The organism is Maribacter sp. IgM3_T14_3 (assembly GCF_049603095.1).
Taxonomy (GTDB): domain Bacteria; phylum Bacteroidota; class Bacteroidia; order Flavobacteriales; family Flavobacteriaceae; genus Maribacter.
Window position 1 is genome coordinate 1,066,482 of sequence record NZ_CP187138.1, and the last position, 19,015, is coordinate 1,085,496.

The window sequence follows — 19,015 nt, forward strand, 5'->3', positions numbered from 1 at the left end:
GCTTTAAATATAAAAATTAATATAAATTTGGAATTAGAACTATATTAGTAAATAACAACCAAAATCAAGAAAATGAAATTCATCAAAAAATTCGTACTGACTTTAACTTTATCAGCATTTACTTTTGGGGTTGCCCAAGAAACAATTACCAACGAATCTGTAGTACAAATGGTCGAGCTAGGTTTCGATGATTATATGATTATTGATAAAATAAACACTTCGGATGTTAAGTTCGATGCATCTATTACTGCTCTTGGGCAAATGAAAAATGCCGGAGTTTCTTCTGAGGTTTTGTCATTAATTATGGATAAGTCTAAACAGAACACAATGTCTAAAACTGGTATTTATTTTACAGATGCAAGTGGTGAAGACAAATTGGTTCAACCAAGTGTATTTTCTGGAGCAAACTCTAATCAAGTTGCACAGAAATTAGTTTCTGGTTTAATCAACGCAAAGCAAAAAGCTCAATTACCGAAAACACAATCGAATAATGTTATTCGTCAAAGTCAGCCAGAATTCACCTTTATTTTTGATCCTAGTGTTACTCAAGTTGATAATATGCAAAACAATCAAGGTAGCGATGCCGGTATTTTTAACTGGTGGTTTAGAATGGCAAGTAACCCTAACGAGTTTGTGTTAGTAAAACTTACTGTAAAAGAGAATAAGAACCTTAGAGAAGTAATTACTGGTAAAAGTAGCTGGATCACAAGCAGTAGCGGTATAGACCCTAAATACGCGCTTAACTTTGCCATAGAGGAAATTGAAGGAAATAAATTCAAAGTTACTCCTGATGCTTTAGAGCCAGGCGAGTATTGCTTTATCTACCAAGGTCAAGTACCACAAGGAAGAGAAAACCAATCTGTATTCGATTTCTCTATTCAATAGAAATCCAACATATTTTATATTTAGACCCGATGCCAAAAGCATCGGGTCTTTTTTTTGCCTACTGGTTTTCTAGTAGATTTTTGTAATGGTTAAGCATCATTTTAAAGACCTAAAAAGCCCTTTTCTTTTCTATTTCTATTTTACCACTTATTTTCACTTTTCAATCTCATAATAATCTAAAACCACTCTTATGAAAAAATATTTTTTATGTTGCATTTTATCCCTTATCGGATTAGCTTCTTTAACGGCACAAGAATTTTAAGTAATTACCAGTGTAGAATCTCTAGTACCTAGTGGATTAGGCCGCTCTAGAATTATTGATGCCAATGCGGAAAGAGATTATAAAGAATTCACATCTACCCAAACCGCAGATGATAATACCAGAAATAAGGCAGACCGTGGCGATATAAGGGTCAAAGATTTTGAAGAAACTAAATTGCTGAACTTTTATAATATTGCAGGTATTCGTTTTCAGAATATTGCCGCCAATGATGCGCATATTTCTTCTAAATTAAGTGATATGGCTACAAATGGATGGGAGCTTGTTTTTGTTACCAGTGGTGTTGAAGCCGATGCGGGTAACACAGACGGACAAGGTATTTTCATTACCCAATACATATTTAAAAGATAAAAAATAACATAAAAAAAGCCCGGTATATACCGGGCTTTCTATATGATAGACTTAAAATTATTGTGCCAAGTTAATCTCTACCCGTCTGTTTTTCTGTCTGCCATCTTTATACATGTTCGTTGCTATCGGCTTACTTTCACCATAACCGACCGCTCTTAACCTAGATGAAGAAATACCACCTTTTATAAGAAATTGTAATACCGCTTGCGCCCTAGATTCTGATAGTTTTTGATTTGTTACTTCTGAACCTATGCTGTCTGTATGACCTTCTATGGTAAAATTAGCATTTGGGTATTCATTTAAAATACTGATAATATCAACCAAAACAGGAGTCGATTCATCTTTAAGGCTAGATTTTCCCGTCGTAAACAAAATTGTTTTTGCATACTCGTTCAATGATTTTTGAACCTCAGCGGTAACTACCGGCTCTGGACAGCCTTTATTTGCCACAGTTCCCATTATATTCGGACATTCATCATCTTTATCTATAACTGAATCGCCATCTGAATCTGCCCAAGGACAACCGTTGTTTTCTACTGGTCCTGCTTCGTCTGGACATTGATCTTCATTATCCATTAAAGTATCTCCGTCGGTATCTACCCATGGGCATCCGTTATTTTCTACTGGTCCTGCTTCTTCTGGACATTTATCCTCATTATCTAAAACAGAATCTCCGTCTGTATCTCCCCAAGGGCAACCGTTATTTTCTATTGGCCCTGCTTCCTTCGGGCATCCATCTTCCTTATTTGGTATACCATCACCGTCAGAATCTTTAGGTTGACCATAATAAACAGGCACTTTTACACCTGCATATACATCTGCACCTTGAATTTCATTTTTTGTAAATGTAGATATCAATGACCCTGAACCAATATATAATGGTCCGGCACGTAAACCTGCACCTACTTGCAAGCCACTATATTGGTAACTACTTACCGGTAAATAGAAACTAAACCACTTACTTTCAAAACGAGGCGTCAATGAAAATACATTTGCAGTTCTAAGGTTATTCTCACCAGCAGAACGCATAGATACATCTGTATTGAAATTCAGATAAAAATTGTTTTTAATATTCCAATCTGCATTAAAATGAAGTGCTGTCGGTAAACCAGCTTTCATATCTTCTGTAGCTTGTGTAAACGTATATAAGTTCTGTAAGTCGTCAGAATCTTCTATATTATCATAATCATCTTGGGTAATGGTATTGTTGATATTGTAAGTATCCATTAAGCTACCCTTATAATTAACCGACCCAACATCTGTAAGCGACAAGCCAAATTTAAGCTTGTACTTGTTTTTGTCTTTCATTACGGTTTTCTCACCATCAGCTCCCGTTACCTCATAATCTTTATAGTCTGGTCTCCACTCATAAACGAAACCTAAATCGAATCCGAATCCGTTTGCATCTGGCACTTCATAGTCATAGTTGTCATCATCATAATTATCTGCACGACCATAAATTAAATCGCCCGTAGATTCTAATGTTCCAATAGTAGCATTATTTGGTAATGTTGCACCGTCGGCATCATAATTTATAGTAACATTTCTACCGGCAACATACGCGTTACCAAATCCTTTTAGATATTTTAAGGAAAGTCCACCTTTTAAAAAGTGCTCTTCTTTATTCATTAATTCTTGAGCGTACGTAATACCTACTTCTGCCCAGCCATGCCCAGCGGCAAAGAAATCTCCTTCATCCACCAAAAAGTCTTGACTTTCATCAATACTGTCATCTAAATCATCAATACTTTCGCCGTTAAATTCATTACCGGTAACAAAACTTCTTGCTCTGGTAAATACAGCTATAGAAGAGGTTCTGCCTACGTTAAACATAAACGACGGACCTAAGATATCTACGTTACCAGAAAAATTATTGTTGCTTGTCAACATTAGGTTCGCATCTCTATCAAAATCAAAATCACTTGACACTAAATCTGAATAACCGACACCTACATAATCATTGGCAAGAAAACCACTTACACCAACTAAATTGATATCCGTTTTAAAACGGGAATCTGCAATATTTGCCGGGTTAGAAATTACGCCGTTTATCCCACTATAGTTATCGGTTAAATAGCCAATATAAGATTGTGCTTTTGCTGATAGTGATGCTACCAACATAATGGCAACTAATACTACTTTTTTCATACTTTGGGTTTGGTTAGAATGGTTCTTTAGTCCCCTAAACGATACATATTGGGGGATATTGTTAATACGTACTACTTTTCTTACCATTTAAAAATTAGGCTAAAAAAAACATCCGCATATTACGGATGTTTTTTAGGTATAAAGTTAAGTTAACCTTAAGCGTTTACTATCTTTTCTTGATGACGGATAGACTCTTGGTGAATAGCTTTGAACATGCGAAGAACAAACTCTTCACTTAGTCCTTTACTTTCTCCCTCAAGTATCATCGCTCCTAAAATTTCGTTCCAACGTGTACTTTGCAATACTGCTACGTTTTTCTCTTTTTTAAGCTCACCGATAGCATCTGAAGTTTTCATACGCTTACCTAAAGTTTCAATCAATTGATTATCAATAATATCAATATTGGCTCTAAGGTTATTCAGCTTTGCATTATACTCAGCCTCTGTATTATCTTCTTTACGAATCTTAAGATCTCTCATGATCTGTACCAATTTGCTTGGTGTTACTTGCTGTGCGGCATCACTCCATGCATTATCTGGATCATGATGTGTTTCTATCATCAATCCGTCAAAATTAAGATCAAGAGCAGTTTGTGATACATCAAAGATCATTTCTCTATTTCCTGTAATATGCGATGGGTCATTGATAATAGGTAAATCTGGAAATTTAGTTTGCAGATCAATCGCCATTTGCCATTCTGGAATATTTCTATATTTAGTTTTCTCATATGTAGAAAAACCTCTATGTATTACTCCTAAATTTTTAATATCTGCAGTAGCTAAACGCTCAACAGCTCCCAACCATAAAGCTAAATCTGGATTTACAGGATTCTTTACCAATACAACTTTATCAGTTCCTTTCAATGCATCGGCAATTTCTTGAACGATAAACGGACTCACCGTTGATCTTGCGCCGATCCATAATAAATCGATATCGTGCTCTAATGCTAATTCAACGTGTGCACGGTTTGCTACTTCTGTAGCTGTTTTCATGCCCGTTTCTGCTTTAACTTTTTGAAGCCATTTAAGACCCAAAGCACCTACACCTTCAAAATTTCCTGGGCGAGTACGTGGTTTCCAAATACCGGCTCTGTAGTAGTTTACATCGGTATCTTTTAAGGAGTGTGCTATACGTAGCACTTGTTCCTCTGTTTCCGCACTACATGGCCCTGCTATTACTAGTGGATGGTCTAGCTTTAAATCATCCAACCATGTTCTCATTTGTTTTGAATTTTCCATTTTAATTATTCTATTTCTTGTTTAACGGTATTCCTATTTAATATTCCTTTAATCTTATTCGTATTGTTCATTTCATTATAAATGCCCTCGTAATCATCGTTTAACAGCATTTCTTTAAATGCCGATAAATTTTGAATATACTCTTCTAATGTTTCCACGACATTTTCTTTATTCTGTTTAAAAATGGGTGTCCACATAGCTGGCGAACTTTTTGCCAAACGCACCGTACTCTCGAATCCACTACCCGCCATATCGAAAATATCGCGTTCATTTTTTTCTTTTTCAATTACTGTTTTACCCAACATAAATGCACTAATGTGCGATAAATGCGATACATAAGCAATGTGTTTATCATGGGCTACAGGGTTCATATATCGAATTCGCATACCAACTGCCTGAAAAACTTTTAACGCCCTTTCTTGCAATTTAAAGGCCGTTAGCTCTACCTCGCAAATAATATTCGTTTTGTCTTTGAACAAATTGTTTATCGCTGCAGACGGACCAGAGAATTCTGTTCCGGCAATAGGGTGGCACGCTAAAAAATTTCTTCTCTTCGGATGATTCTCTAGCACCTTACAGATTAAAGATTTGGTCGACCCTACATCAAAAACGACACAGTCTTCATGAACAGCATCTAAAATTACCGGAAGCTCAGTAACCATAACATCAACAGGTATACTTACAATAACCATATCTGCCAATTGCAAATCTTGATAGGTCGCTTTCTTATCAATGATACCCAAAGTCAATGCCTCGGCTAAATTTGCTTCATTAGATTCTACGCCATAAACGGTAACATTGTCAAAGGCAGACTTTATATCTTTTGCCAAAGAACCTCCTATTAAACCGATACCTATTACAAATACATTCATAATCATCCGATAACCCCTCTAAAAGTTGGGGATATTTTTTTACTACACTTTATTCGATTGCCGTTATTCTCAACTAATCAAATCTTTTGATTGCTTCTTTTATTTTTTCTTTTGCTATACAAAGGGAAAAGCGAATATAGCCTTCACCATTACTACCAAATATGGTTCCTGGAGTTATGAACAAATCTTTTGTATACAATATGTTATCTATAAATTCTTCTGACGACACACTGCCTTCTGGTAATTTTGCCCATACGAACAGGCCCACGGCATTTCTATCATATGTACAACCAAGCTTGTCTGCCAATTTGAATATTAGCTCTCTACGTTCACTATACACCGCATTCAAATTCTCAAACCATTCATCGGTACTTTCTAATGCTGCTATGGCTCCTTTCTGAATGCCGTAGAACATACCAGAATCCATATTACTCTTCACCTTTAAAATAGCATTGATATGATCTTCGCTGCCTAATACAAAACCTACGCGCCAACCGGCCATGTTAAACGTTTTGCTCAAAGAATTTAATTCTAAACACACCTCTTTTGCATTTGGTATACTCAAAATACTCGCCGGTTCGTCATTTAAGACAAAACTGTACGGGTTGTCGTTTACTAACAGAATTTGATGCTGCTTAGCAAAGTTGACTATTTTTATAAACTGCTCTTTAGTTGCCGAAGCACCTGTTGGCATATGTGGGTAACTCAACCACATAATCTTTACCTTAGATAAATCTTGCTTCGCCAATACTTCTAAGTCTGGAAACCAACCATTGTCTTCGGTTAGATCATAGTATTTAGGCACTGCACCTACCAAATTAGTTACAGATGTGTACGTTGGGTACCCCGGATTAGGAATTAATACCTCATCACCTGCATTTAAAAAAGAAAGGCTAATATGCATTATACCTTCTTTTGAACCCATTAGGGGTAAAATCTCAGATTCTGGATCGACATCAACACTAAACCTTTTTTTATAAAAATTAGCAATCGCACCTCTTAACTGAGGTAACCCTTGGTAACTTTGATATTGATGTGCACCACTTTCTAAAACCGCACTCTGTATTGCATTTAATACTTCTTGAGACGGAGCCAGATCCGGACTACCGATTCCCATATTTATAATCGGTTTACCTTGCGCCATTAAGCCGCGTACCTCTCTCAATTTTTTTGAGAAGTAGTATTCCTGTATGGTATTTAACCTTTCGGCTGTACGTATCATTGTCTTACATTTTTATATTCACCCAAAACTTTAAAGTCTTCTGCCATGATGTTCAATAGACTTTTTGCTTTGGTAAAATCTGCATAATCAGTAAAAGTGACATCCACAAAAAATGAATACTTCCATGGCGTTTCTATTACCGGCAACGACTGTATTTTTGTCAAATTCAATCTACAATCGCTCATAACATTAAGCACAGCCGCTAAACTTCCCCTTTTATGGTCGGTTATAAACCTTAATGAAGCCTTCGTAATTTCAGCCTCTGGTAGCACATTGTTTTTTGTCTTTACAATGATAAAACGAGTAGCGTTATTTTGTATCGTCTGTATGTCGTTCGCTACGATGTCCAACCCATATAATTCAGCTGCAACTTTTGGCGCGATAGCCGCAACATGGGTTAACTTTTGCTCTTGTATGCGTTTTGCAGTCTCGGCAGTATCTACATCTTCTACCAATTTTATGTGCGGATATTGTCTAAAATACTCCTTACACTGCAACAAAGCCATTGGGTGAGAACTGACCTCAGCTATATCTTCAATTTTCTGCCCCTTCAACATCATTAGATTATGATGGATATTTAAATAATACTCCCCAATAATGTGCAAGTCATTTCGGTTTATCAAAGCATAGTTCGGAATTATAGAACCCGCAATAGAATTCTCTATCGCCATGACACCTTGATCTGCTTCTTTTGACAATAACTTATCTACCAAAGCATCGAAAGAAAGACATTCTACGAGTTCAATATCATTACCAAAATAATCTATAGCTACCTGATGATGGTTACTTCCTTTAATTCCCTGTATGGCTATTTTTAAACTCATAATCCTAATTTCAACTTACTCACAAGTTTTATTGACTTACTTTATAAAATCTAAATTCAAATTATATGCTATTTATAATTTGGGTTTTGAACAAAAAAAAGTTCCGATATATATCGGAACTTAGATTCTATTTTATATTTAAAATATACTACAACAGTCCCGTACCTCTCTTAAAAAAGAAGTAAAAATAAAAACCGTTCCAGAAATATTGTTTTGTCATTGTGATTGTAAACTTTGGCTAATGTAGTAATTATATTTAAAAATGGTTGTTTTCCTTTTTATTTTTTTAAAAAATTCAATTTCTATCTCAAAAAGCGAAGGTTTTGTGTTAAATTTTTAAACTTCTTACCATCTAAGTGCTATACCTAGTCCATTCTCATTAGCTACCGGCTTTAGTTTAAAAACCGTTTTTTTATCAAATTGCTTGTTGTAAGCAAGAATAGCTTGTTTTCTTGCCTTATAAGAGCCATTTAAAAATATAATTGCAATTAAACCAGAGCCAATACCACCTAACAAAGGACCAATTGCCTTTCTACCTTTATCTCGATCACTTACAAAAGGGTCATTATTAAATAATTCTGCCGACCCCCAAGCTACTCCAACAATTTCTCCGACCACAGCAATAGTCGCAATAGTCTTTTTTGCATCAGCTTTCTTCCAGTCACTATAAATGTCATCATTTTTAGAAAATAAATCTTTTACTTCCTTCTTGGTAATTTCCTTATCGTCTTGATAATACTCCATACCCCATATGCCCGTAAAAGTAGTAATCTCTTGTGCTGAAACATTTACAGCCATTATCAACAGTATAATTAAACAACATTTTACCCTCATAACAATTACTATAAATTTAATAATCTTAATAGCGTTTAAAAGTTATTTTAATTGTGTGTTGGGTTGAGAATAAAAAGGAATAATCCACTCAAACTCTTTTACATCGCCCAATGTTTTAGTAACTATCAATGTATTCTCCCCTTTTTGCAACAATTCTTTATCGATAAAGCCTACAATACCAAATTGCTCAGATACGGCATGATCTTTTTTGAGGAAATCAATATTGACAACTTTACCATTTAACTTAATACTATGGTATTTCTTATAGCAGTTAAGAAAATATTTACGACTATTCGCCCTATTCTCATCACTGCTTAAACTTTCATCATCGTTAAATTCACCGCAGGTATTTTTTTGATAATTACGCTCGTGGTGAAAGACCGGTATAAATAATTTTACCGCACTATTTTCTATAATATCGGATTGTATTTGAGGAGTTAGCAAAAATGATTCATCATGATTTTGGTCACCATAATAGCTTAAATACATAAGACTAACATCATGATCTTTAGGGAAAATCAAGTGAAAAATATTTGTATCAGTTACTTTAACAAAGGTCAAAAACATACCTGATACAAAGAATAATAATACTAGATACACTAACGATTTTTTCTTTTTGAAATTGGACCCAAACACCATTGAAACTTGTAGTAAATTACGGTATAAGGGACCATAAGTTACAATTGAAGCTAATCTTACCACTTTAAACATCCATGTTTGAACACCAACGTTATTTTTGAACTTTTTCAAATTCCCTACAATGCCAAAAATCGTTTGAATTATAATTAGACCTAAGATTAGAAAAAGAGGTATTAATAATATATAACTTGGTACATAATCCAATAACAAATTATAAATCAGCATGTAAATGCTTAAAAACAATGACATGTATGAGTAAATCAATAGAATGGTGAATGCCACGGAAAAAATCACACTACACAATTCATCAACCTTTTGAATAGTATCTTCTTGCTTTGGCAGTATAGCCAAAATCTTCTCTGTATAAATTTTAGAGTATGCGCTGTCTTCAACACTATAATCAGGAAAGACCGAATTCAAGCCTACCAAGCCGATCCAATAAGCTCGCAAAATAAAATGAATTACAAACATGGACACTAAAACACTAATCGCCAACAACCCTATAATAGTTATTATGTAACCATAAATATGCTGTTCAATAGGTAATAAGTCTATTAATTTATTAGTAACCCACTCTATAAAACCAAATAATTGAAATGTACCAAAAATGGCAATAGCTGAGACCAATAATTCTGCTTCCCAACTTTCTTCTTTAAGACGTTGAAGCCATTTTATATTCTTTTTATTTTCTACAACTGGGGTGGTTTCTGGTGGTAAGCTCATTCTGTATTAAAAATCTCACGGTTAGTGAGACTAATATACCCTTTCTTTAAAAATAATAAAACAATAAATCACTAAGAATCAACCTCGTCAAAAAAGGAATTGATTAAAGCATCTAACTCCCCCTGTATTTTAGGGTCGGTACAATTAACAAGAATTGAAAAAACAAGTTGCTCGTTAGGGTAGACAAAGAAATTAGAATACCCTCCTACTCCGTTACCAACGTGCCCAAAGAACTTTCTGCCTTTTGCATCTTCACTTACTTGCCAACCTAATCCGTAGTATGTAGAATTACCTTGAACTTGCTGAGCAGTTAAAAATTGATTCAAAACTCCTTCTTTAATCTCAACTTTCTTATCTAAAAATGCCTGTCCGAATTTTGCTATATCTTCTGAGGTGGACAAATATCCGCCGCCTGCTAGTTTGTAAAAATTATCGACAGGTATCGCCTTTCTAAATCCTGAAATACCCTTTGTGTAAAATGTAGCTACTTGGTTTGGTACTTCGGATGTAGAAATAGAATTCACATCGTTTTCTTTTTGGCTGTGAGTACCTATCGTGAAATCAGTACCATAATGACATTCGGGACAATAGGTATTCAACATTCCTAAAGGATTTAGGACTTTCTCTTGCACATATTCTTCAAACGGAATTCCGCTTGCCGCTTGCATTGCCGCTGAAATCATTACCCAATCAAAACTATTATATAAATATTCGGTACCCGGTTCATAAACCAAAGGGTCATTTTTAAATACGTTTAAACCTTCCTTTATAGACAAAGGTTCATTTAAACCGTATTCCTTGCCTTTGTATACTCTAATGCCTGCTGTATGGCTAGCTAATTGACGAATAGTAAAGTCCCATTCTTTTTTAGGGTAATCTGGCAAATAGGTGTAGAAAGATTCATCTAAATCTATAAGACCATCTTGCACCAAATAAGCCAATGCTGTTGCAGCGATAGGCTTTGAAACACTGGCTACTCTGCATATAGATTTTCGTGCATCAATGAATTGTTTTCGTTCTAAATCGGCATAACCATATCCTTTTTGAAAAATAGTTTTTCCACCTTTTAAAACGGTAATTGCAATTCCCGGAGCTTTATCGTGTTTAATTAATTCTTGAAGTAAATAATCTGCTTTTACAAGTCCGCTTAACTGAGTATCATCTGCTAAAACCCGTTTAGCAGCAAATACGTTTTTCAGATATTTGAGAATTGGGTTCATTCCACAAAAATCAAGCGACCGTTATACAATTCTTCTACGGTAACTGTGGGTGGTCGGTTATAACTTTGCAAATCTCCCGTACCTCTCAAAACCCCAGTTAAACTCTCTTGCGGGTTCACCAATAGATCATTCGACCCTCTATGGTTTACATTTACACGTTGAGTTATCAAATCTTGAGCTTCAACTCTAGAATCGCCTGCAGCAATACTTATATTGAAACTTTCTGCCCTGCCTTTCAACTTGAAATAAGAAATTCCATTACTGGTTAAACTTAAATTGGTAACATCTAATTCTAAATTAAATTCACCATCTGTGGTTTCTGCCTCTGGATCTGTAAAACTTTCTGAAAGCAGGCTTAAGCTCTCAAAAGCCAACACTCCGTCACTTTGAATAGGAAAACCGGTACTACTTCTAATACTGGTTAAATTCGGGGTAGTCACATAAACTATGGTTGTACCATAATCCCTAACATAATTACAATCATTGGTATCGGTAAGTAATAATCGACCATCTTCGACCACAGCAGCTACTTCGTTACGTAAATTCTTACCTGTTTCAATTTCTACTTTTTGTGTGTCGCCTTGTTTTATAACCAAGGTTACATTTTCAAAAACCGTAATGGTCGTAAAAGCCGCCACCGAAACTTCTTCCCTACTAATTACACCCGTTTCTTGAAAACAATCTGACGCGTTTTCAGAGTCGCAAGAATTAAATACAAGCAACACAACAAGCATTGTAGAAAAGGTAAAAAGTCTTAGACCTATACCTAAACCATTAAAGTCTATTTTCTGTTTTCTATTTTCTAACATCTTATGACTACAATCTTATTCCAATTCCGAATTCTACTGCTTCTGCCTTTGCACCGTGAGATTTTAAGGTTACTGCTCCATAAACCTTTTCACCAAAATAGCGTTTTAAACCCATTCGATTATACATACGCCCTTCAAAATCAAACGGATAATACACATAATAACCTAATTGAGAAATGATGGACATTTTGTTGATGAACAGCTCATGACCTACAAACACCCCTACCCTTTTATAGTCGTTATCTGCATTAACTCCGTTTTCTGGAAAAGCGATACTTTGATATCGAATCAACTCCTTTAAAAAGTTTGAGAAATAAACATCTGTACCCAGTTGAAGTGCGCTTTTTCTACCTACTCTTTTATCAGCATATGCAGATAGCACAACAAACCCGTATTGACCAGAATCAATAACATCACTCTCATTTATACCTGTTCTTAAAGCGAAATTATAACGTAAACGCTCTGTCACTTTTTCCTTTACTCGTTGTATATATTCTATTTCTTTGCCTCCATCTAAATCATAGACAACACCAACATTAAAAGCCAATGTATTGGTCGATGTATTCGGAGCCCTAAAATTGGCATTTGAATAATGTATTACAGAAATACCTGCCTTAAACCCTAAGCCTTTTATAATATTCTCTTTATGATAATTGAACATTAAATACGTAGAACTCAACACATCAGAACCGTAGGCATTATTTCTAAAGTTGGTTTCTTTGTCATACGGATTGGATGCGTAAGCAACACCTTGGCCCACACGAAGCTGTACGTTTCGCTTAAAAAAATAAAAATTATAGTGCGCGTAGAGTCCGTAATTATCACCTAACGTACTATTGTTCGTATTCTGGTAGATAAATGAATATCCTAAATCTGGATAGTTATATAATGCTTCCCATTCTTCAGAACCATAAGTTTTACGGTTATAACTCAAAATTACACCTGCAGGATGTGATGTAATCAAGTGCGATATATCTGGATTATGTAAAATGATTGACCCGTAGAACTGACTAGCATCTAGGGTATACTTCTTAAGCTCAGTAGATTTCTGTGCAAAACAAAAAGAAACTGAAATCAGTAAAATGGATAGAAACTTAAAATTCATTGAAGGCAAAAATAGTTATAAGTACGAAGTACCATGTACAAAGTATCAAGTTCTTTCTTACAAATCATGTAATTACAAAAGTAACAATGTCACTTCGAGTGAATTTATGAGGTACGAATAAATTTTTATCGAGAAGCTCTCATGTTCCAAAGGTTCTCGATACATTTTTACATCTCCAATACTCTACGAAATAAAAACACTCGAACTGGCAATTCAGCTAGCCAAAGACTAAAACAATGCTTCTGCTATCGCCTTAATATTATCAGATTTTCCCATAGAATAGTAGTGTAACACAGGCACACCGGCGGCTTTCAATTCTTTAGATTGTTGAATTGCCCATTCAATACCTACAGCACGTACCTCTTTATTTGTAGCACAACTATCTACCGCCTCAATTAAGTCTTGTGGCATATCTATTCTAAATACTTGTGGTAATAATTGCATATGCCTTTTAACCGCAATTGGTTTGATACCCGGAATAATCGGCACGGTAATTCCCATATTTTTAGCCGCTTCTACAAACTCAAAATATTTTTTATTATCGAAGAACATTTGTGTAACTATATAATCGGCACCTGCATCTACTTTTTCTTTCAATCGCTTTAAATCTGATTGTAATGAAGGTGATTCTAAATGTTTTTCTGGATACCCAGCTACACCAATACAGAATTCACTACAATGCTCACTTTCTATTGCTTCGTGCAAGTACTTACCACAATTTAAATCTTGAATCTGCCTTACCAAATCAATCGCAAAGGGGTGTCCGCCATCGGTAGCCTCAAAATATTTCTGTTCGCTACGGGCATCGCCACGTAAAGCCATCACATTTTGTATGCCCAAATAGTGGCAATCGACCAACATGTATTCTGTTTCTTCTTTAGTGAATCCGCCACAAATTACATGCGGCACCGTATCCACATCATATTTATGCTGAATAGAAGCACAAATACCCACCGTACCAGGTCTCATACGTGTAGTTTTTCTATCTAACAGACCTTCTTTTTTTACATAAATCGTCTCCTCACGTGAAGTGGTTACATCAATAAACGGAGGTTTAAATTCCATTAATGGGTCAATATTACTATACAATTCTTGAATATTCTTACCCTTTACCGGTGGCACTATTTCAAATGAAAAAAGTGTCTTCCCTTTTGCGTTACTAATGTGATCTGTTACTTTCATATCCTATACTATTACCGTTTTGAGAGCAAACCTCAATGAGGTATTATTACTTATATTTTATTTATTTAGGCGTTCGAGCGGGCTTTCAGCTCTATTTTTTCTATTCAATTTCAATACTTAAATTCAAAACTTTAGCATAGAAAAAGATGCCGCTTCAATCCCTAACGCACTAAGATTCTACTATATTCGGCGCTAACCATCTTTCAGCATCTTCTAATGGTATGCCTTTTCGTTCTGCAAAATCTTTTACTTGATCCTCCTTGATTTTTCCTAATCCGAAATAACGTGCTTGCGGATTCCCAAAATAATACCCACTTACAGATGCTGCTGGCCACATGGCCAAACTATCTGTCAGTTCTACTCCGATATTCTCTTTCACTTTTAAAATATCCCAAATGGTCAATTTCTCTAGGTGATCGGGACAAGCAGGATATCCTGGAGCGGGACGAATACCTTTGTACGATTCCTTAATTAAATCTTCATTACTCAACTCTTCATTTGATGCATAGCCCCAGTGTTTAAGCCGGACTTCCTTATGCAAATATTCTGCAAATGCTTCTGCTAATCTATCCGCAAGAGCCTTCACCATAATGGAATTATAATCGTCTAAGTCTGCTTCATATTTTGCCGCTAATTCTGCAGTACCAAAACCTGTAGATACACAGAAACAACCCATGTAATCTTGCTTTCCAGATTCTTTCGGAGCTATAAAATCTGCCAAAGCATAATCTGCTACCCCCTCTCTACGCTCTAATTGTTGACGCAGGGTTCGGAACGTGTAGTTCTCATTCACTTCGGCTCCGCTCAGTGACCCATTCTTCTTATCTGCAATCGCGCTTGCATCAATTGAAATATCATCATCGTTAATGGAGTTTGCAGGAAATAAGCCAAAAATACCTTTTGCTTTTAATTTCTTTTCAGAGATAATTTTATTCAGCATTTCTTGTGCATCGGCAAATAAATCGGTCGCTTGAACACCTACAACATCATCGGTTAATATTGCCGGGTATTTACCATGCAATTCCCAACTTCTAAAAAAGGGAGTCCAGTCGATAAACGGAACCAAAAGATTTAAATCTAAATCTTCAATCACCTGAATACCCAGTGTGTTTGGTTTAACTATCTCAGATGTTTTCCAATCTATTTTAAACTTGTTTCTACGTGCTGCAGAAATTGGCTTATATGTTTTGCTTGATGAACGATTTAAGAACTTTTCCCTAAATACATCATAATCATCTTTGATGCTCTTTTTATAGCCTTGCGATGTTTCTTTTTTAAGCAAATCGCCCACAACGGTTACCGCCCTAGAAGCATCGTTTACGTGAACTACCGCTTCGCTATATTGCGTATCTATTTTTACGGCAGTATGCGCTTTACTCGTTGTAGCACCACCAATCAAAAGCGGGAATTTAAATTTCTTACGCTCCATTTCCTTTGCCAAATGGACCATTTCATCTAACGACGGAGTAATTAATCCGCTCAGTCCGATAATATCCACATTATGCTCAATAGCGGCTGCAATGATTTTTTCAGGTGGCACCATAACCCCTAAATCAACAATCTCATAATTATTACACGCCAAAACAACACCCACAATATTTTTACCAATATCATGAACATCACCTTTAACGGTTGCCATCAGAATTTTACCAGCTCCCTTTGCATCACCATCTTGTGGGTTCAGTAATTTTTCTTCTTCAATATATGGCAGTAAATAGGCTACCGCTTTTTTCATTACTCTCGCAGATTTTACCACCTGCGGCAAGAACATTTTTCCGCTTCCGAATAAATCACCTACTACATTCATTCCGGTCATTAAATTTCCTTCAATAACCTCAATCGGCTTATTTGCAGCAAGCCTAGCTTCCTCTATATCTTCAATTATATATTGGTCAATACCTTTTACTAAGGCACGTGTAATTCTATTTTGTAATGGCTCTTCTCGCCAAGATAAATCTATCTTACTTTCCTTCGTTTTCCCAACGACAGATTCGGCAAAATCAAGTAAACGCTCGGTTGCATCGTCTCTTCTATTAAGAATTACATCTTCAACACGTTCTAACAAATCTTTAGGGATATCATCGTAAACCTCTAGCATACTTGGGTTAACAATACCCATATTCATACCCGCCTTAATAGCGTGATATAAAAACACGGAATGCATTGCCTCACGTACCGGGTTGTTTCCTCTAAACGAAAATGACACATTACTAACACCACCACTAACACTTGCATGCGGCAAGTTTTCACGCACCCATCTTGTTGCCTCAATAAAATCGATGGCATTTAGTTTATGCTCATCCATACCTGTAGCAACAGGAAAAATATTTAAATCGAAGATTATATCCTCCGGAGCAAAATTGACCTTGTTTACCAATACATCGTATGAACGTTTTGCTATCTCAATTCGACGGTCATAATTATCAGCCTGCCCCACCTCATCGAATGCCATAACAATTACGGCTGCTCCGTAACGTTTTATCAGTTTTGCGTGATGTAAAAATTGCTCTTCACCTTCTTTTAAACTGATGGAGTTTACAACACATTTACCCTGAACAACCTGAAGACCTGCTTCAATGATTTCCCATTTAGAACTATCTATCATGATAGGTACACGAGAAATATCTGGTTCGGCAATCACCAAGTTCAAAAACTTGACCATAGCCTGTTTACCATCTATCAAACCATCATCCATGTTGATGTCGATAATCTGTGCTCCGTTCTCAACTTGCTCTCTCGCAACTACTAATGCCTCCTCAAATTTTTCCTCCTTTATCAAACGAAGAAACATTTTAGACCCAGCTACATTTGTCCGTTCACCTACGTTGATAAAGTTGGTTTCTGGGGTGACGATCAGAGGTTCTAAACCTGATAATTTCAGGTATTTAGTTGTCGGTTGACCGTTGTCAGTTGATAGTTTTTTTGAAATACTTCCAGACATTATTTGGTCTTTTTATAGTAATTTATAAACCCATTAATGAGTTTTTTACATTTTAAAATTAGCTTCGTAATCGAATCAAAATCTTCTTTAATCAAATATTCTTGATCTAAAGCGATGAATAACTGAGTTTCTAATTCATATAGAGAACCTCTAGAAATGTGTAAAAACTGGATAGTATCTGTTGCTGTTCTTCTTCCACATCCTTCAGCTATATTTGACGGAACAGAAACAGCACAACGACGTATCTGATTTGTCAACCCATACATTTCAACCTTAGGAAACTGCTGAGAAACTTTATATATCAAATTCGCCAAAACCCTTGATTCTTTCCACACTTCTAATTCTGTATATTCCATTCAGTTTCTATTTACTGACAACCATCAACTGACAACTGTCAACTTTCTAGGTTCAAAACTCTCAACCATCTTCGCTATCGCCGTAATATGCTCGGGAGTTGTTCCACAGCAACCACCTACTATATTTACTAATCCTTTTTCTGCGTATTCTTTTATCTGCTCTGCCATTTGCTCGGGAGTCTCGTCGTATTCTCCGAAGGCATTTGGTAATCCTGCGTTTGGGTGTGCAGAAACTGCATGCTCACTCTTGGTAGATAAAACCTCTAAATGTGGTACTAATTGACTTGCGCCTAATGCACAATTAAACCCGACGGATAAAATCGGAATATGAGAAATAGATATTAAAAATGCTTCCGCAGTTTGTCCGGATAATGTTCTACCTGACGCATCGGTTATTGTACCACTCACCATTATTGGAACATCGATATTTCGCTCTTCTTTTACTTCTTCAATAGCAAACAAAGCTGCTTTTGCATTCAGCGTATCGAAAATAGTTTCTACCAACAGTAAATCTGAACCACCATCTAATAAGGCTTCAACTTGTTGCTTATACGCAATACGTAACTCATCAAAAGAAACTGCTCGATACCCTGGATCATTTACATCGGGCGACATACTTGCTGTTTTGTTTGTTGGACCGATACTACCCGCTACAAAACGTGGCTTATTCGGTTCTTTCTTCGTGAATTCGTCGGCTACTTTTTTTGCTATGCGTGCAGATTCATAATTTAACTCGTACACCAAGTCTTCCATATAATAATCTGCCATGGCAATTGTAGTACCCGAGAAGGTGTTGGTCTCTACGATATCGGCACCAGCTGCAAAATATTTACGGTGTATCTCTTCAATGGCTTCTGGCTGGGTTAGGGACAATAAATCATTATTACCCTGTAACGGATGTTCCCAGTCTTTAAAACGCTCTCCACGAAAATCTTCTTCTGTAAATTTATAGCGCTGTAGCATCGTACCCATGGCACCATCCAATATCAAGATTCGCTCTTTTAAAATTTCTTTTATATCCTTCATTCTACGTTGTAAAAAATTCAACGTTCAATAAAAAAATTAATTCGGAATCAAGTATGGAGAATTAGGCATAGCGCCTTTTCATAAGTTATCTGTCTTTATTTTGCTATTGTATAATAACAACTCCTGCACAAGTAAGCAGGTTAAAGATAGAATGTAGCACCTTCTTATCCGTATGGAAAAGGGTTGCCAAGGTTTCAATGGGTCTAGTCCCTCCACCTTTCTTGATAACGTTTCAATCTATTTATGAACGATTTGCAAAGTAACGGCACAGTATGCTCTAATCCAAAACTTCAATCGTTTATTTAGTTCACGAAATTCTGGGAAATTGTCATAAAAAAACCTCTAAATCAGTAAAGAATT

Annotated in this window: 15 protein-coding genes, 1 pseudogene and 1 riboswitch; of the genes and pseudogenes, 2 read left to right on the forward strand and 14 right to left on the reverse strand. The window is 35.9% G+C overall.

The window, feature by feature from the left end; translation table 11 throughout:
* Window positions 1-72 precede the first annotated feature (72 nt).
* Window positions 73-885: a hypothetical protein gene (locus ACPF9A_RS04920; protein WP_424002191.1), complete on the forward strand. Its 813-nt coding sequence runs from the start codon at window positions 73-75 to the stop codon at window positions 883-885.
* 190 nt (window positions 886-1,075) lie between these two features.
* Window positions 1,076-1,516, forward strand: a pseudogene (locus tag ACPF9A_RS04925) (hypothetical protein).
* 57 nt (window positions 1,517-1,573) lie between these two features.
* Here ACPF9A_RS04925 and ACPF9A_RS04930 read toward each other — a convergent pair.
* The 14 genes from ACPF9A_RS04930 to ACPF9A_RS04995 all read right to left on the reverse strand — a co-directional run bounded on the left by ACPF9A_RS04930 (window position 1,574) and on the right by ACPF9A_RS04995 (window position 18,655).
* On the reverse strand, window positions 1,574-3,664 hold the full coding sequence (locus tag ACPF9A_RS04930; RefSeq protein ID WP_424002193.1) for a DUF5723 family protein: 2,091 nt from the start codon (window positions 3,662-3,664) through the stop codon (window positions 1,574-1,576).
* A 155-nt stretch (window positions 3,665-3,819) separates the two neighbouring features.
* The gene (locus ACPF9A_RS04935; RefSeq protein ID WP_424002195.1) at window positions 3,820-4,902 is read right to left on the reverse strand and encodes a chorismate mutase; all 1,083 of its coding nucleotides are present in this window, start codon (window positions 4,900-4,902) and stop codon (window positions 3,820-3,822) included.
* Between the two features lie 5 nt (window positions 4,903-4,907).
* A complete protein-coding gene (locus tag ACPF9A_RS04940) occupies window positions 4,908-5,774 on the reverse strand; it encodes a prephenate dehydrogenase (RefSeq protein ID WP_424002197.1) in 867 nt (288 codons plus the stop codon).
* Window positions 5,775-5,847: 73 nt separating this feature from the next.
* Window positions 5,848-6,996, reverse strand: a complete 1,149-nt coding sequence (locus tag ACPF9A_RS04945) for a pyridoxal phosphate-dependent aminotransferase (RefSeq protein WP_424002199.1) — start codon at window positions 6,994-6,996, stop codon at window positions 5,848-5,850.
* Window positions 6,993-7,820, reverse strand: a complete 828-nt coding sequence (locus tag ACPF9A_RS04950) for a prephenate dehydratase (RefSeq protein ID WP_424002201.1) — start codon at window positions 7,818-7,820, stop codon at window positions 6,993-6,995. Before ACPF9A_RS04950 ends, ACPF9A_RS04945 begins: the two co-directional genes overlap by 4 nt.
* A 345-nt stretch (window positions 7,821-8,165) precedes the next feature.
* Complete coding sequence (locus ACPF9A_RS04955) at window positions 8,166-8,618, reverse strand: hypothetical protein (protein ID WP_424002203.1); 453 nt, start codon at window positions 8,616-8,618, stop codon at window positions 8,166-8,168.
* Between the two features lie 78 nt (window positions 8,619-8,696).
* Entirely contained in the window at window positions 8,697-10,016 is a 1,320-nt protein-coding gene (locus tag ACPF9A_RS04960; protein WP_424002205.1) for a hypothetical protein, read from the reverse strand.
* A gap of 71 nt (window positions 10,017-10,087) precedes the next feature.
* Window positions 10,088-11,236, reverse strand: a complete 1,149-nt coding sequence (locus tag ACPF9A_RS04965; RefSeq protein WP_424002207.1) for a serine hydrolase domain-containing protein — start codon at window positions 11,234-11,236, stop codon at window positions 10,088-10,090.
* Window positions 11,233-12,045 carry a head GIN domain-containing protein gene (locus ACPF9A_RS04970; protein ID WP_424002209.1) on the reverse strand — a complete coding sequence of 271 codons (813 nt, stop codon included), beginning with the start codon at window positions 12,043-12,045 and terminating at the stop codon, window positions 11,233-11,235. Before ACPF9A_RS04970 ends, ACPF9A_RS04965 begins: the two co-directional genes overlap by 4 nt.
* 7 nt (window positions 12,046-12,052) lie before the next feature.
* Window positions 12,053-13,150, reverse strand: a complete 1,098-nt coding sequence (locus ACPF9A_RS04975) for an acyloxyacyl hydrolase (protein ID WP_424002211.1) — start codon at window positions 13,148-13,150, stop codon at window positions 12,053-12,055.
* Between the two features lie 228 nt (window positions 13,151-13,378).
* Window positions 13,379-14,332, reverse strand: coding sequence for a methylenetetrahydrofolate reductase [NAD(P)H] (gene metF, locus ACPF9A_RS04980; protein ID WP_424002213.1), 954 nt, complete (start codon window positions 14,330-14,332; stop codon window positions 13,379-13,381).
* A gap of 169 nt (window positions 14,333-14,501) precedes the next feature.
* Window positions 14,502-17,273: a methionine synthase gene (gene metH / locus ACPF9A_RS04985; RefSeq protein ID WP_424002215.1), complete on the reverse strand. Its 2,772-nt coding sequence runs from the start codon at window positions 17,271-17,273 to the stop codon at window positions 14,502-14,504.
* On the reverse strand, window positions 17,273-17,629 hold the full coding sequence (locus ACPF9A_RS04990; protein WP_424002217.1) for a four helix bundle protein: 357 nt from the start codon (window positions 17,627-17,629) through the stop codon (window positions 17,273-17,275). Before ACPF9A_RS04990 ends, metH begins: the two co-directional genes overlap by 1 nt.
* A gap of 24 nt (window positions 17,630-17,653) precedes the next feature.
* On the reverse strand, window positions 17,654-18,655 hold the full coding sequence (locus ACPF9A_RS04995; RefSeq protein ID WP_424002219.1) for a homocysteine S-methyltransferase family protein: 1,002 nt from the start codon (window positions 18,653-18,655) through the stop codon (window positions 17,654-17,656).
* 92 nt (window positions 18,656-18,747) lie between these two features.
* A riboswitch (SAM riboswitch) is annotated at window positions 18,748-18,886 on the reverse strand.
* Window positions 18,887-19,015 lie beyond the last annotated feature (129 nt).

Coding starts and splice junctions, on each gene's coding strand:
- ACPF9A_RS04920 (WP_424002191.1), top strand. CDS start 73: ATGAAATTCATCAAAAAATTCGTACTGACTTTAACTTTATCAGCATTT.
- ACPF9A_RS04930 (WP_424002193.1), bottom strand. CDS start 3,664: ATGAAAAAAGTAGTATTAGTTGCCATTATGTTGGTAGCATCACTATCA.
- ACPF9A_RS04935 (WP_424002195.1), bottom strand. CDS start 4,902: ATGGAAAATTCAAAACAAATGAGAACATGGTTGGATGATTTAAAGCTA.
- ACPF9A_RS04940 (WP_424002197.1), bottom strand. CDS start 5,774: ATGAATGTATTTGTAATAGGTATCGGTTTAATAGGAGGTTCTTTGGCA.
- ACPF9A_RS04945 (WP_424002199.1), bottom strand. CDS start 6,996: ATGATACGTACAGCCGAAAGGTTAAATACCATACAGGAATACTACTTC.
- ACPF9A_RS04950 (WP_424002201.1), bottom strand. CDS start 7,820: ATGAGTTTAAAAATAGCCATACAGGGAATTAAAGGAAGTAACCATCAT.
- ACPF9A_RS04955 (WP_424002203.1), bottom strand. CDS start 8,618: ATGGCTGTAAATGTTTCAGCACAAGAGATTACTACTTTTACGGGCATA.
- ACPF9A_RS04960 (WP_424002205.1), bottom strand. CDS start 10,016: ATGAGCTTACCACCAGAAACCACCCCAGTTGTAGAAAATAAAAAGAAT.
- ACPF9A_RS04965 (WP_424002207.1), bottom strand. CDS start 11,236: ATGAACCCAATTCTCAAATATCTGAAAAACGTATTTGCTGCTAAACGG.
- ACPF9A_RS04970 (WP_424002209.1), bottom strand. CDS start 12,045: ATGTTAGAAAATAGAAAACAGAAAATAGACTTTAATGGTTTAGGTATA.
- ACPF9A_RS04975 (WP_424002211.1), bottom strand. CDS start 13,150: ATGAATTTTAAGTTTCTATCCATTTTACTGATTTCAGTTTCTTTTTGT.
- metF (WP_424002213.1), bottom strand. CDS start 14,332: ATGAAAGTAACAGATCACATTAGTAACGCAAAAGGGAAGACACTTTTT.
- metH (WP_424002215.1), bottom strand. CDS start 17,273: ATGTCTGGAAGTATTTCAAAAAAACTATCAACTGACAACGGTCAACCG.
- ACPF9A_RS04990 (WP_424002217.1), bottom strand. CDS start 17,629: ATGGAATATACAGAATTAGAAGTGTGGAAAGAATCAAGGGTTTTGGCG.
- ACPF9A_RS04995 (WP_424002219.1), bottom strand. CDS start 18,655: ATGAAGGATATAAAAGAAATTTTAAAAGAGCGAATCTTGATATTGGAT.